Source organism: Enterococcus sp. DIV0187 (assembly GCF_051713785.1).
GTDB lineage: Bacteria > Bacillota > Bacilli > Lactobacillales > Enterococcaceae > Enterococcus_A > Enterococcus_A avium.
Map to the genome: position 1 here is coordinate 578184 of NZ_JBIOQO010000001.1, position 14334 is coordinate 592517.

Annotated in this window: 14 protein-coding genes; all 14 read left to right on the forward strand. The window is 41.0% G+C overall.

The genetic code is table 11. The annotated features are described in order from the left end of the window. Positions 1 to 2 precede the first annotated feature (2 nt). The 14 genes from IGI52_RS02870 to IGI52_RS02935 all read left to right on the forward strand — a co-directional run bounded on the left by IGI52_RS02870 (position 3) and on the right by IGI52_RS02935 (position 14320). Complete coding sequence (locus tag IGI52_RS02870) at positions 3 to 461, forward strand: MarR family winged helix-turn-helix transcriptional regulator (protein ID WP_438780430.1); 459 nt, start codon at positions 3 to 5, stop codon at positions 459 to 461. 247 nt (positions 462 to 708) lie between these two features. Then, a complete protein-coding gene (locus tag IGI52_RS02875) occupies positions 709 to 1389 on the forward strand; it encodes an ABC transporter ATP-binding protein (protein ID WP_438780431.1) in 681 nt (226 codons plus the stop codon). Further along, positions 1390 to 2670 carry an ABC transporter permease gene (locus tag IGI52_RS02880; RefSeq protein WP_438780432.1) on the forward strand — a complete coding sequence of 427 codons (1281 nt, stop codon included), beginning with the start codon at positions 1390 to 1392 and terminating at the stop codon, positions 2668 to 2670. It abuts the gene before it with no gap. Positions 2671 to 2843: 173 nt separating this feature from the next. Further along, positions 2844 to 3617 (forward strand): CPBP family intramembrane glutamic endopeptidase, encoded by a 774-nt coding sequence (locus tag IGI52_RS02885; protein ID WP_438780433.1) that lies wholly within the window; start codon positions 2844 to 2846, stop codon positions 3615 to 3617. Between the two features lie 207 nt (positions 3618 to 3824). After that, entirely contained in the window at positions 3825 to 4550 is a 726-nt protein-coding gene (locus IGI52_RS02890) for a CPBP family intramembrane glutamic endopeptidase (protein ID WP_438780434.1), read from the forward strand. Positions 4551 to 4602: 52 nt separating this feature from the next. Then, entirely contained in the window at positions 4603 to 5256 is a 654-nt protein-coding gene (locus IGI52_RS02895) for a nitroreductase family protein (protein WP_438780435.1), read from the forward strand. Between the two features lie 205 nt (positions 5257 to 5461). Continuing rightward, positions 5462 to 6724 (forward strand): MFS transporter, encoded by a 1263-nt coding sequence (locus IGI52_RS02900; RefSeq protein WP_438780436.1) that lies wholly within the window; start codon positions 5462 to 5464, stop codon positions 6722 to 6724. After that, entirely contained in the window at positions 6725 to 7102 is a 378-nt protein-coding gene (locus IGI52_RS02905) for a hypothetical protein (RefSeq protein ID WP_438780437.1), read from the forward strand. Positions 7103 to 7147: 45 nt separating this feature from the next. Then, positions 7148 to 7990 carry a lysostaphin resistance A-like protein gene (locus tag IGI52_RS02910; protein WP_438780438.1) on the forward strand — a complete coding sequence of 281 codons (843 nt, stop codon included), beginning with the start codon at positions 7148 to 7150 and terminating at the stop codon, positions 7988 to 7990. A 23-nt stretch (positions 7991 to 8013) separates the two neighbouring features. Continuing rightward, positions 8014 to 9414 (forward strand): serine hydrolase domain-containing protein, encoded by a 1401-nt coding sequence (locus IGI52_RS02915; protein ID WP_438780439.1) that lies wholly within the window; start codon positions 8014 to 8016, stop codon positions 9412 to 9414. Positions 9415 to 9642: 228 nt separating this feature from the next. After that, positions 9643 to 10197, forward strand: a complete 555-nt coding sequence (locus IGI52_RS02920; protein WP_438780440.1) for a MarR family winged helix-turn-helix transcriptional regulator — start codon at positions 9643 to 9645, stop codon at positions 10195 to 10197. Positions 10198 to 10311: 114 nt separating this feature from the next. Then, positions 10312 to 10989: an ABC transporter ATP-binding protein gene (locus tag IGI52_RS02925; protein ID WP_438780441.1), complete on the forward strand. Its 678-nt coding sequence runs from the start codon at positions 10312 to 10314 to the stop codon at positions 10987 to 10989. A 2-nt stretch (positions 10990 to 10991) separates the two neighbouring features. Beyond that, a complete protein-coding gene (locus IGI52_RS02930; RefSeq protein ID WP_438780442.1) occupies positions 10992 to 12269 on the forward strand; it encodes an ABC transporter permease in 1278 nt (425 codons plus the stop codon). 209 nt (positions 12270 to 12478) lie between these two features. Further along, positions 12479 to 14320, forward strand: coding sequence for a serine hydrolase domain-containing protein (locus tag IGI52_RS02935; RefSeq protein WP_438780443.1), 1842 nt, complete (start codon positions 12479 to 12481; stop codon positions 14318 to 14320). Positions 14321 to 14334: the final 14 nt, after the last annotated feature.

The following is a 14334-nucleotide window of genomic DNA, read 5'->3' on the forward strand; positions in this document are numbered from 1 at the left end:
TTATGGATAAACAGAATATGACTGAAAATCAGTTGCGTGAAGAGGTCTATCGTCTGTTCTTTACAACGTATCATAGATTAAGCCATCCAAGAGAAAGTGGCATATCCGTTGAACAATATATGGTGCTGCAGGAGATCGAGCGAGCTGTCGATGCGGGTGTGTCTGTACTTGACATTGTTAGACAAACAGGGATGCCGATTCGAAAAACGCGTCAAGCACTGACCGTCTTGAAGCAATACGACTGCGTGAAAAGTGTGGTATGCGCTCATGATAAAAGAGAGCGGCGAATCCATTTGACAGACGTGGGAGCCGAGTTCTTTCAGCAGCTGGTACAGGAGCAACAGGATTTTCTAAGAGAAAATTTTTCTCGTATTGATAAAGAAGAGCTTGGGCATCTTTTAAGATTATTTCAGTCGATGAATGCATCCAATACGATTTTGAGCCAAGAAGAAGAAGCCTAGAACGTCCATTTTTTGAACGAACAAATAGGGCATCCGTCTGAAGGAAGATACATCTTCGGACGGATGCCGACTATTACTATGTTATACACAATATAAGGTATAGTAGCGTATTCGAAAAGAGAGAGAAGGAGATTAATGTTGAGATAATGTTCAAAACATTTTCAAGAAAGCATTGGTTGGTACAATTTAGCTAAGTCGTAAATGATGCAATATTGTAGAAAATTAGAAAAAAGAGAAGAGGAAACATATGTCAGTTATTGAGGCAGTAAATTTAGAAAAAACCTATGGACGTGGAGACACCAGATTCGAGGCGTTAAAAAATATCAACTTGACCATTGAGGCGGGGGAATCAGTAGCGATTATTGGAAAGAGTGGTTCGGGGAAGTCAACCTTGATGCACATTCTAGCATTATTGGATCAACCAACCTCAGGTACGGTCTTGCTGAATCAGCAAGGTGTCGGAACGATCAAGAAATCAGAATTGAATCACATTCGAAATGACCGATTTGGATTTGTATTTCAACAGTTCTTCATGAATGCGAAGGATACAGTATTAAACAATGTGATGCTGCCACTAAAAATCGCTGGAGTATCTGGCGCAAAACGGAAGAAACTAGCAATGAATGCGCTACGAGCAGTAGAGCTAGATGATAAGAGTACAAACAAAGCGAGCGATTTATCAGGGGGACAGAAGCAGCGTGTTTGTATCGCGCGAGCCTTGGTAAACAATCCACAAATTTTGTTTGCGGATGAACCCACAGGAAATCTAGATTCAAACACCGGTGATAAGATCGAGAAGCTGTTGTTTGATTTGAATAAAGAAAAGGGAATCACATTGATCGTAGTGACCCATGATGATGACTTGGCGGAAAGATGTGATCGTCAGATTCGGATCAAAGACGGCGTAATTTTAGAGGGAGTGCAGTAGATGAAAGTAAAAGATGTGTTGGGTTCAGCTTGTGCGAATTTATTACGGAACAAAGGACGTACACTATTAACGATTATCGCCATTTTTATTGGGGCGTTTACGATTTCCTTAACTACAGGGGTTAAAACTGGGGCAACAAATTACATGAATAAACAAATTAGCGGCATAGGTGCGAAGGAACAAATGGCCATCCAACCATCGGGAGCAGGCGGTGGCCTCGGTCTCAGTGCAAAAGCAAAGCCGAAGAAGTTCAATCCGAAGAAAAAAGCGAATGAGTTAGTCTCTTTATCGGATAAGGATATTGAAAAAATCAAAAAAATGGACGGAATCGATAAGGTTGAGGCGTACCCAAATTTGACTACTGACTATATTGAGGGAAAAAACGGCAAAAAATTTCTTTTAACGGCAAGACCGCCGAGTGATGTTCATGTTGACTTAGAAAGAGGACGACAAGTTGCTACGAAAGGTGACGCCTATGAGATTAATTTGGCACAGGAGTATTTAAAGAGTCTGGGCTATTCATCTGCTAAGAGCGCTGTTGGCAAGACAGTCAAGGTGAGGGTGAGTGCACAGGCAAATGGAGAACAAGAAATTATTGAAGCGAAGATTGTTGGTGTACGGAATCCGAGTATCGTTCAAGGAGGTACTTCCATCATTAGTAAAGCGATGAGTGATAAGGTCGTTGAGATTAATGAGCGTGGGCTGCCGGACACTATGCAGCATCAATATGGTGCGCTGACAGCCATGATGGATAAGGGCATTAGTAAGTCTGAGGAGAAGTGTCTGAAAAAAGAATTGAGTGACAATGATTTTTCAGGGGCAACGACGGAAGATGAGATCGAGATGATCCGTAATATTATCAATGCGATTACAGGAGTTCTAACGATGTTCGGCGCGATTGCCTTACTTGCGGCAAGCTTCGGGATTATCAATACGCTCTATATGTCCGTGCAGGAACGGACAAGAGAGATTGGGCTGATGAAGGCGATGGGTCTGAGTAGCGGCAAAGTCTTCACGATATTTAGTGTAGAAGCAGCGTTAATTGGATTCTTCGGATCGCTCTTAGGCGTACTCGCGGCAGTAGGTGTGAGTAAAATTATCAATGACTTAGCTACAACATCTTTCTTAACTGGTTTAGATGGTTTCAAACTTGTGCAATTTTCTATGCTGTCTATCGGTGGCGTGGTCTTGATAATCATGTTGATCGCCTTTTTAGCTGGGACGTTACCCGCAAGACGGGCAGCGAGATTAGACCCGATTAGTTCGCTGAGGTATGAATAGAAGCATTGATAAACATCTAGCATACAATACTTTTTCAGTTCCACAGTGATTTATGCTTCGGACTACAGCTAAGAGAACGACGAGTATTGAAGAAGTACGTTAAGAGCAAAGCAGCCCAACAACAGGGAAGAAGGTTTCTTTGCTCTTACTGCTAAGAAGGGAAGTGAATGTCTATGAGAAGGAAAAAAACTGTTTTTGAACTGTCGATGGTGATCGTTTTGTATGTTCTTTTCTTAATCGGCACGGGACTTACTCAACTCTTTCCATTGAAGGAACAGGCTGTTTTGAGTTGGCTCATACTTTTTGGGATAAGTGCAGGGATTGCAATCATTTGTTACGGAATTGTCAGAACAACGAAGGTATCTAGGATGAAAATAAGGTCCGATCGAACCACCAACATTTGGCTCGCGATATTAGGAGTGATGATGGTTCTGTTCTTGCTGGTAGTGATTGATGTTTCTACGAATATCGGCACTCTTTTGAGCAGTGATTTTGATCTATTAATTACCTCTTTTCTTAGTGCAGCTTCGGCAGGCATCTTTGAGGAATTTCTGGTGAGAGTGCTGGTCTTTTCAGCGTTTTTGAAAGTCTTCGAAAAAAGTGCCTTTTCCTTGGTTTGGGCATCGGTTCTATCGTCACTCCTTTTCGGCTTGCTGCATTTTCCCAATTTGACCACACAGTCTTTGGACGCAACACTGCAACAGATTTTCTATGCGACTGTCTTAGGATTTGTATTCTCGGTTCTTCGGATTCGAAGTAACGGAATTATCTGGGCAGTACTTTTGCACTTTCTGATTGATTTTGCACCGACGATTGCCAGTAGCAGTGGCGAATCCGCTGTTTCGTGGGGATTACTACTTATTGTGTTCATCCCGATAGCGGTAGTATCCATCATTTGCCTGTTTCGATTGAACAAGAATAATACAGGCTTTGGGTTCGCGTTGTGAGGGAGAGGAGAAGGATGAATGACGATCATTGAAGCAATGGAAAATACGACTTATCAATGCAACTAATTCTGAATGATCCCTAGATATTTGAAGGAACCGTTATTAGGATTGCTATAGGCGTAGGAGTATTGCCTAGCTTATTGAATAGCGTCCTAATGAATTAAGGTTGGCACTCAAAATGAAATCTACATTGGAAGGAGCTAGAAAATGAGTAAGTTGGAGCAGGCACAGTTCAATCTTTTACAGATTATCTTACTACATTTACTACCTGGATTACCGATACTATTCTTGGTTACTTATCTTGCAAATCCTAATTGGGGAGCTGGGCTTCCGATGATTACTGCACTATATATAGGGATCACTTTTGGTGTGATTCCTATACAGTTGCTAATCATTTTTTATTTTGCAAAACGTGAGCGGAGAAAACTATCTGAGGTAATTTCTTTTACTAAGCAAGACCCCGTCTTATCGACTATTTTCTGGATCATTCTCCTTTTTATATGGTCTGGTATTATGTTCACTTTAATTTCTGAAGCTGAACAATCAATCTTGGGCTTCTACAAATACATTCCAAATTGGTTTCAATCCAACTATGAGTCGGTTCAACATAGTTCAAAAACAATTATCGTTCTGACAGCAATTATGGGACCACTCATTAACGGTCTATTAGGCCCGATTACTGAAGAAGTGTATTTCAGAGGATTTCTTTTACCAAGGATGAAGGGATTAGGGAAGGCTGCACCTATGGTTAATACGCTGCTATTTTCTCTCTATCATTTCTTTTCTCCATGGCAAAACTTCACTCGAATCTTGGCGCTTTTTCCATATGTATATGTTGTATGGAAAAAGGAGAATATCCGCATTGGTATATATGTTCATTGTTTAACTAATCTGATGGGTTCTGTTGCAGGTGCCATCTTATTACTAGGCTAAATTTGTAGGTTTTTAGAATCGGCTTGAAAATAGAAAAACGAGGAGAAAATGAATGACAATCATAGAAGCAATGGAACAGCGACATGCTGTGAGAAGGTATGAGAAGAAAGTATTGGAGGAGTCGGTAATTGAGGAACTAGAAATGGAGGTCGCTACTTGCAACGAAAAATACGACTTATCGATTCAGTTAATTCTGAATGATCCACAGGTATTTAAAGGATTCATGCCTTATTTTGTTGGGTTCCGTAATGCATCAAATTATCTTGCATTGGTAGGACGAGAAGACAGTGACACAGAGGAGTTTCTAGGGTACTGCGGACAGCATCTTGCACTAAAAGCCCAACAATTAGGGTTAAACACGGCATGGGTCGGAGCAACTTTTAGAAAAGAGAAATGTAAAGCCTTCGTCAAACCAAATGAAGCATTAATCTGTGTTATTGCCATAGGCTATGGACAGACACAAGGCGAACCGCACCAATCAAAACCACTAACTGAGCTATGCCATGTGAATCGTGAGATGCCAGATTGGTTTTGCAAAGGGATGGAAGCTGTCATGTTGGCACCAACGGCAAATAATAAACAGGATATTCTAGTGACGCTGAAGAATGAAAAGGTCATTATTACCACAGAAGAAGGTCCGTTCAAACAGGTGAATACTGGGATCGTGAAATATCATTTTGAAAAAGGAGCGGAGATGGTGTTGTGACAAACGATGAGAGGAATTTCAGGATATGACCATACTTGATTTGGGAAATAATGCTATTGATATACGAAAATCAATAAACCTTGAATGAAACACTTTTGGCAGAGACGACGTTTGATTTTTAGAATTTGTTTATTGAAGTAATTGCGGTCAGATCTCCAATCAAGAAAAAACAAAAGATCAACCAAAAGAGAAAGTAGGAAAAATGATGAGTGATAATCGTAGAAATATTCTCTATTTAATATTAGGTCAGTTCATTTCCGTATTTGGTGGAGCCATTCTGCGTTTTGCATTGTCTTTACATGTTTTAGATATAACTGGAAGGGCGGATGTTTTTGCGACTGTTTTGGCGATTTCCAATATTCCTTTGCTATTTGCACCCATCGGTGGAGTAATAGCGGATCGGTTTAATCGAAAAGTGTTAATGGTATTAATGGATGCGGGGAATGCGGTACTAGCGCTTCTTTTATTCCTAGTGGTTGGGTCAACTGAATCTATTTTAGGCATTGTCATTTTGGTCTTCATTTTATCGACCGTGGGAAGTTTGGATACACCTGTTGCGGCGGCTAGTATCCCGTTATTAGTGGAAGAGGATGAACTTGAGAAGGTGAATGGACTATCCAATGGGATTTTGCAGCTATCAAATGTTATTGCCCCGATTATTGGTGGCGTTTGTTATGGATTAGTTGGAGCAGAGATGCTTATTGCAAGTAGTGTTGTTTTCTTTCTCGTTGCAGCAGTCGTCGAAAGCTTCCTAAGAATTCCATTTGAGAAACGTGAAGGAACACCTGGAACAATGCTAGAAATTTTAACTGCGGACTTAAAAGAGGGCTTCAAAGAAGTAAAAAATAATGAGGTCATATTCAAATCAATCATTATTGCGGCGGTGGTTAACTTTGTACTGGTATCATTCTTTATTGTCGGACTTCCAATTGTCTTACGGATGACTCTACAGGTCAATGATACGTTGTATGGTGTAGGGATGGCTGTCTTTAGTCTTGCTAGTATCGTCGGAGCCATATTTGCTGGACAGCTCACGAAAAATTTGAAATTTAATAATCTATATCGTGTTTTCTTCTATTCTGCATTGATATTGTTATTCACGAATATTTTGTTGAATTTCACTGATAAGGGTATTGGATTTTTGATCATCCTTTTAATGGAGATCGTGATTGGCATGTTGCTCAGTGCTATTTCAGTCTACCTCATTTCGTTAGTTCAGAGACTTACACCTAAAGAAAACCTAGGAAAAGTAATGGCAACGATCGTAGCCGTTTCTCAATGTGCAGTACCATTAGGACAATTACTGATGGGCTTGATTTTTAGGAATACGATTGCCAGTGTCTTTGTTCCGTTACTAATCATCAGTGTATTGGTTTTCTTGGCTTCTGGCGTGTGTTTCCTGATGTTCAGAGAGACGAAGGAAAGCGATGTCTATGCGGAAAAAAATGATTTTGAAGGGGAGAGCTAAATGACCATTATGGGAATCCTATTTCTAATCGGTTCAATCGGACTAAATTTCTTATTAGTACTAGGAGCGCCATTGGGCGAATTTGCAATGGGCGGAAAATATAAGGTTCTACCTGACATGATGCGAATGATATGTATCGGAAATGTGGTTTTTGGACTGTTCGCATTGTTTATCTATCTTCATTTGACGGAAGTCATTTCTATCATTCAATCCGAAAAGCTGATCATCGTTTTTGGAAGAATTTTTTCAATCTTCTTTCTATTGAATACTGTGATGAATCTATTTTCAGAGAGCAATAAAGAGCGACTCATCATGGCACCAATATCTTTAATAGTGGCTGTCCTCTTTTTCAAGTTTTCAAAGGATTATGGGTTGTAGTAGACAGTTGACAAGTTCAACATAAAAAATCTAAGGGGGAAAATAATGAAAAAAGTATTGAGAATCGTAGCAGCTATCGTAGCTGTGTTTGGCACTAATTTTTTAGGACTGTTCGTATTTAACATCCTATCATCCAATTTAGGAAATGGACTATTCGCTAATTTCTTAGGAGTAGTAGCTCAGATAGCGACTTTCATCGCAGGATTAGCATTTGCAGCCAAAGTCGAAGGAAAGCAGATGCAAGACTATGGAATCATTTGGAGTAAAACGGATCCACGCAATATGGCTACTGGGTTGGCCTTAGGGATTGTGACCTTCATTTTAGTTAGTGCACCTATTTATTTTACAGGTGCCTATAAGCTGAATAATACAAGCTATTCATGGAAAAAAATTATGATACAGCTAGTGGTATTTATTGGCGTAGGCTTCATAGAAGAATACTTTTGCCGAGGCTTTCTTCAGCATCAACTTCTGCGATTTGGTCCTTATGTAGCGCTGATAGCTACTGCAATCATTTTTAGTTTATTGCATTTGAGCAATCCTGGAATGACGTTAATGGCATTCGTGAATCTTGTTTTAGCAGCTTGCTTTATGGGGAGTGTTATGTATGCCTTCAATAGTATACATGCTGCTATAGGTGTTCATATTACGTGGAATTGGGTGCAAGGCTCCATTTTTGGTATTCCTGTTAGTGGGACGACTTCGTCAGGGTATTTTTTGACGACTGTCGTAGGTAAGAATGATCTGGTTACTGGTGGGCGATTTGGAGCGGAGGCGTCTATTTCTTGCACGGCTGTTTTACTCATTCTGACCGTAGTGCTCCTATTTATAGCAAAGAGAAATGGGAACTTAGATCAGTTTTCTCAGAGAAGAAAGATGAGTGTGTAGAAAAAAGGTGAAGGAGTGATCAAATGAAGAGCTATTTTTTTAAGTTGGCTATATCTTCAATCTTGCTAATCATCGGGATAGGTATGCCAGTAATGGCACTTGCTGCGACAGAGCAGGCAGACATGGATCGCTATCTAGAGAGTGAGTTCAAAAAGACGCACATTCCCGGAATGAGTGTCGAGATTGTGAGCCAGGATCAGGTGGCATTTGCGAAGGGCTATGGAGACTGTATAGGTGCGGATCAGCCCTTTATTATCGGCTCCTTAAGTAAGTCGATCACAGCGGTGGCGATCATGCAGCTGGTAGAGTCGGATCGGGTTGAGCTTGATTCACCTGTTGCTAGGTACCTGGAGGACATCTCGCCCAAGTCGAAAACGACCGTGAAGCAGTTATTGACGCATACGAGTGGCATTCGTACCTATGACAAGGTAACCGAGTTTCGTTCAAACGATAAGGTCACAGAGTACGAGTATGCAAACACCAACTATACGTTATTAGGTCGTATCATTGAGCGCGTCACAGGCATGACGTATAGCGACTATGTGCAAGCAAATATTTTTGAGCCCTTAGCGATGGAGAAAAGTGGCAGCTCGTTGAAGTTTGACAAGGGGCACGGCTTGATCGCTGGTCATCAGTCGTTCTTTGGTTCTATGCGGGAGGTTGAAGAGGCTTATCCAGCGGACAATAGTGAACGGTGGCTCACTCTTCCGGCAGGCTATCTCATCTCTAGCTCTGAGGATATGGGGAAATATATGCAGCTGTTTTTGCTTGGAGCGAATGTGGGGATTTTAAGTCCAGAATCACTGGAGGAAATGCAGAAAAGTAGCGTAGCGGTCACCGAGAATTACGGCTATGGCTATGGTCTGGGGATCGATAGTCGCTCAGGTTCAAAACGAATCGTTCATGGCGGGAATGTCGAGAATTATACGACGTATATGATTATGGATCCAGAGAAAAAGGTTGGGATTATTACTATGTTCAATGGTGCGGACTTTCTTGGTGGTGGAAATGAATTAGTGATCGAGTTGACGGAGAATGCTCTGGATTATTATTTAGGCGATTCGCCGAAAAAAATAGATGCGACTAGCTATAAGACGCAACATCGCTGGATGAATCTGATCTTTGTGGCGATTCTAGTGGTAGCCATTTTGCCAGTAGTCTTTCTAAGGAAGTGGATTCAAAGGAATAAGAACGGAATAACGGTTTTACGAAGTATGGTATTGGGCTGCGGCCATATTATCTTGCCAACAGCTCTTCTATTTTGGGTTCCGCATATTATTCAAGCACCGTTAGGAATTATAAGGAGCTGGGGAACGGATGTTTACTTGGTACTCGTCTTGAGTAGCTCGTTCCTGTATGTCACTGGATTAGTGAAATTGGCTTATTTGATCCGACCAACACGAGAGAAAAGAGGGTATCGATGAAAAAAATCGGGCTATTCAGTTTGTCAGTGGGTGTACTAGCGATAATGGCAGGGGGAATAGTAAAAAAGGATTTGGAAATCCCAATATGTAGAACACTAAAGAAAGTCCTAGCAATCATTGCCTGCTCAGGGAGGAAATAGTCCCAGTCTGCTGGAAGCTTCAGAGTGTCAAGGGTTAAAAGAATTTGGGTAGATTTTGAAGAACCGTTTCAGGATGGGGAGAGAATAAATGGAAGACGAAGTAAGCGAGTTCGTGTTAGTACACCGAGTCATAAGCACATTATTTACAGCAAGTAAGAAGGTGCAAAACAGTGGAGAAGAGATTTTAGAGATACTTTCTTATCCTCAGCTTATGCTGATTATCGTTACGACGTATTTATCAGATGAGGATATTTCGATGCATGATCTAGCGAATAAAATGGGGCTCACAATAGCTGAAGTTCGGCACATATTGGGCACACTGAGAAAACATGGGTTAGCCGAAAATGAAGTCATCAACCAGGATAGACGAAAAAGAAGAATAAAGGTCACAGAAAAAGGCTACGAAGCATTAGACAGAGAAAGCAAAAACGTCAATGCGTTTATTGCTCCGTTATTTGTGGATTTTTCTTACGATGAATTGAAGCAATTATTACGACTATTAGAAAAATTGAATTCCTTTAGCGGAGAAGGTACCCCATTTTGGAAACGCAAGGATACGAATGATCGCCTGCGATATTTAGAAAATTCCGAATTAGAAAAAGAGATTACAAACGATTTTTATAGAAAGCGAAATGGGCAATAGCTTCTGGATTATTCGAAAGTCAAAATAGCGCCACTTTTCGGACTTAAGCTGTATTATCAACTATTTTCATTTAAGAGATGATAGAGCTGTAATAAAAAAAGAGGAGTGAGTGAAATGAATGTTATTGAAGCAAAGAGTGTCACGAAAACGTATGGAGAAGGTAGATCTACCTTCGAGGCACTAAAAGGAGTCAGCTTTGAAATAAAAAAAGGAGAGTCTATTGCAATTATTGGAAAAAGTGGGTCAGGGAAATCCACATTGATGCATATTTTAGCTAATTTGGATACGCCATCAGGCGGTACAGTCAGCTTGTTAGGCCAAGACATGCGATCAATGAGTACGTCAGAGCTGAATAAGTTAAGAAATCATACGTTTGGTTTTGTTTTTCAACAATTTTTTATGAATTCGAAAGACACGGTTTTAACAAATGTCCTACTTCCTTTAAAGATTGCAGGTATCCCTAGACGAAAGCGTGAAGCATTGGCCTCGCGTGCATTAGAAGCGGTTGAACTAAAGGACAAAGCGAATAATAAAGCCACGGATTTATCGGGAGGTCAAAAGCAGCGGGTTTGTATTACTAGGGCATTGGTGAATAATCCAGAGATCATTTTTGCGGATGAACCCACCGGTAATTTGGACTCTACCACAGGAGATAAAATTGAAAAATTACTATTTGATCTAAATAAAGACAGAAATATCACCTTAATCATTGTAACCCACGACCCAGACCTAGCAGAACGATGTGACCGTCAACTCTTTATTAAAGATGGACACTTGATGGGAGGGGAATAGCAATGAACGTATTAGATATTATTAATTCAGGAAGCTCTAATTTGTGGAGAAATAAAGGGAGAACTTTTTTGACCATCATCGCTGTCTTTATAGGAACGTTCACCATCGCCATCACCTCAGGGATTAGTGATGGTGCAAATGCTTATTTGAATCGGCAGTACAATATCGGAGGTGAAGATCTATTATTGATCTCTCCGGGAACAGCAGGTTCACAAGGCGGCATGGGAGCAAGCAAAGTCGTCAAATACAACCCAAAGAAAAACTCTGGAGCCGAGTCGGGCTTTATCACACCTGACAACCTGACTCAGATTGAAAAACTAGATGGCATAAAGGCAGTGGACCCAGCATATACCATGAAAACAGAGTATGTCCAAGGGTCGAATGATACGAAGTACCTGTTCTCAGTTGCTGATACAGCGAACTTGACCTTTGGATTAGATAGCGGAAGACAGGTCAGTCAGAAAACCAGCAACTACGAGATCGTACTTGCCTCAGAATATGTGAAACCATTAGGGTATTCAGATGCCAAGGATGCCGTAGGCAAAACAATCAATATCGCTGTAACTAGCCAAGGAACAGGCGAGATTCAGTCGGTTGAAGCGAAAATAGTTGGGGTCAGATACTTCACCTTTATGCAGGGTGGACAGTCTATTATGAATAAGTCATTAAGAAATAAGATCGTCGCAATCAATGAGGAAGGACTTCCAGATGCGATGAAGAATAAGTATTCTTATGTGGCTGGAACGATGAAAAGTGAGATTACTCAAAGCGAAATCACTGAACTTAAATCAAAATTGAAGAAAAAGGGATTCACTGCTAGTACGTTGGCAGATTCAATGGATCAAATGAAGACGATCATTACTGCCATTACAGGGACTTTGACTCTGTTTGGCGCCATCTCATTGCTCGCTGCAAGCTTCGGTATCGTCAATACCCTCTATATGTCTGTGCAAGATAGAGTTCGGGAAATCGGACTGATGAAAGCACTGGGGATGAGTCGAACAAAGATATTCCTAATGTTCAGTAGTGAAGCGTTAATGATTGGATTTTGGGGTGGCATCCTTGGTGCAGGAAGTGCGTTAATCGCGGGTCACTTCTTAAATGACCTCGCGACAAGCTCCTTTACCAGTGGGTTACCGGGATATGTTTTTGTACAGTATTCAATTGTGAGAATTAATCTGATTGTTCTTATGATCATGCTGATCTCATTCTTAGCAGGAACACTTCCAGCGTATCGTGCCTCTCGATTAGACCCGATCAATGCGTTAAGACATGAGTAATAATTAATTAAGCGAAAGCACATTTATCATCGAACTGGATCGGGAAGCCGATCCAGCTTTCGGTGCTAGTTCAAGACATCGCGGAGGAAGAAATTTGGATTACTAAGCTTGTTAATTGGTGCATGAGCGATGACAGGATAAATGTCAAGAATGCGCCTAGCAATGAAACAGAATTATAAGTAAAATAAATGGATTTTTGGAGGGACAGAATGAAAAAAGTAGTGTCTTTTTTACTAGTAGTTATCGCACTACTGAGCGCGGTACCTGTATCAGCGATAGACAGTGGCTCAGATGCGAATGCTCTAGAGGATTTGGACAAACGAATGGATCACTATATTTCAAAAAGAAGGAAATACACGGCGTCAGTCGCTATTTCTGTCGTAAAGGATGGGAAGACCGAAATTGAAAAATACGTTGGTCATTCAAATATTAAGGAGAACATCAAAGCAGATGAAGACACTGTCTATGAGTGGGGCTCTACCACGAAGCTGCTCGTGTGGACGAGTGTGATGCAGCTGCATGAACAAGGAAAAATCAATCTGAATGAAGATATTTCTAACTATTTGCCAAAGGATTTTTTGAGCAAGTTAAGTTATTCAGAACCGATTACGATGATGCATCTGATGAATCATAACGCAGGGTTTCAGGAGCTGCTTTATGGAATCGAGACCACGGAGAAGAAGGAGATCGTGAGTCTTGAGGAGGCATTGAAGAATTCAGAACCTGCACAGATCTATCGACCAGGAGAAGTTTGCTCCTACTCGAACTGGGGCACTGCTCTCGCCGCACTTATTGTAGAACGAGTGAGTAGGCAGCCCTTTTATGAGTATGTCAATGATCACATCTTCACACCACTTGGTATGACCAGGAGCTCTACAAAGGCAGATCGATCGGATAATCCTTGGGTAGAGAAGAAACGCAAGGAGCTGCGGGCGTACTCGATCTATGAAGGTGGGAGTGAGTCCTTTGGTGAGGCATTAGTTTATGTTCAACTCTATCCTGCGGGGGCTGCTGCGGGGACTTTGAGCGATTTCACAAAATTTCTTACAGCCTTGATGCCAGATGATGATGGGAAAAGTCCGCTTTTCAAAAAGAAGGCAACGTATTCTAAGATGATTACTCCTAGCCTAAGATATGAGAATTCTGATTATCCTCGGGTGATGCATGGACTATGGTACTTGCCCTATGGTGGCGGAATCATTGGACATAATGGAAATACACAAGCCTGCACGTCAAGTATGTACTTTGATCCTGAGAAAAAAATGGGTGTTGCTATTATGACGAATGAGCTAGGTGAAACGAGCTACAATTATGGTCTGCTGGATGTTGTGTTTGGCGACTATACCAAAGGAAGCAAGACTGATTTTCCAGAGGCGGAAAATACCAGTGGGATATACACTTCCTCAAGGATGAACTTCAAACATGGCGTGTATAAGATAAACAAATACTTCAGCCCTTCCTGGTGGAAGAAAGTAGATCGCGTGAATTACAAGTTTGCAGGCATCATGAAGATGAAGCAGATCAATCAGGATGTGTTCTTATCAAACAATGGAGATGGTGCTCGCTTCATAAATGCGATTCAAAAAAAGAATGGGAAGGTTACTGGATTACAAGGCTTTACTCAGGACGATCGAAAAGAAAATAGTTTCCTGTTTTTCGCGCACATTTTCTTATTCCTATTGTTTCTGTTTGCGATTGTCATTTCTTTAGTGAGAGTCCTATTTGTGGCACTAAAGAAACTGTATTGTTTCCTATTTAAAAAGAAGAAGTATCGTCCACACCTAATGTTAAGTACGATTTGTATGGTACTTGTTGGTGTACTCGTGTTATGGATTGTGTTATTACCTGGTGATATTCACTTCTGGGGAACGGCTGTTAAGTCAATCGGAATCGGCCTGCTGAGCATCTATCTGCTCTATGCTTTGTTTAGCAAAATTAAGCAAAGAAAAGAAGTGACGCTTACACGCTTTGATTGGTTCACACTGTTTCTTTCACTAATGGTGGTTGTGAATGTCATTTTCTGGGAATGGTTCAATTTTTGGACGTTTTAGATGAAAGGGAGAAA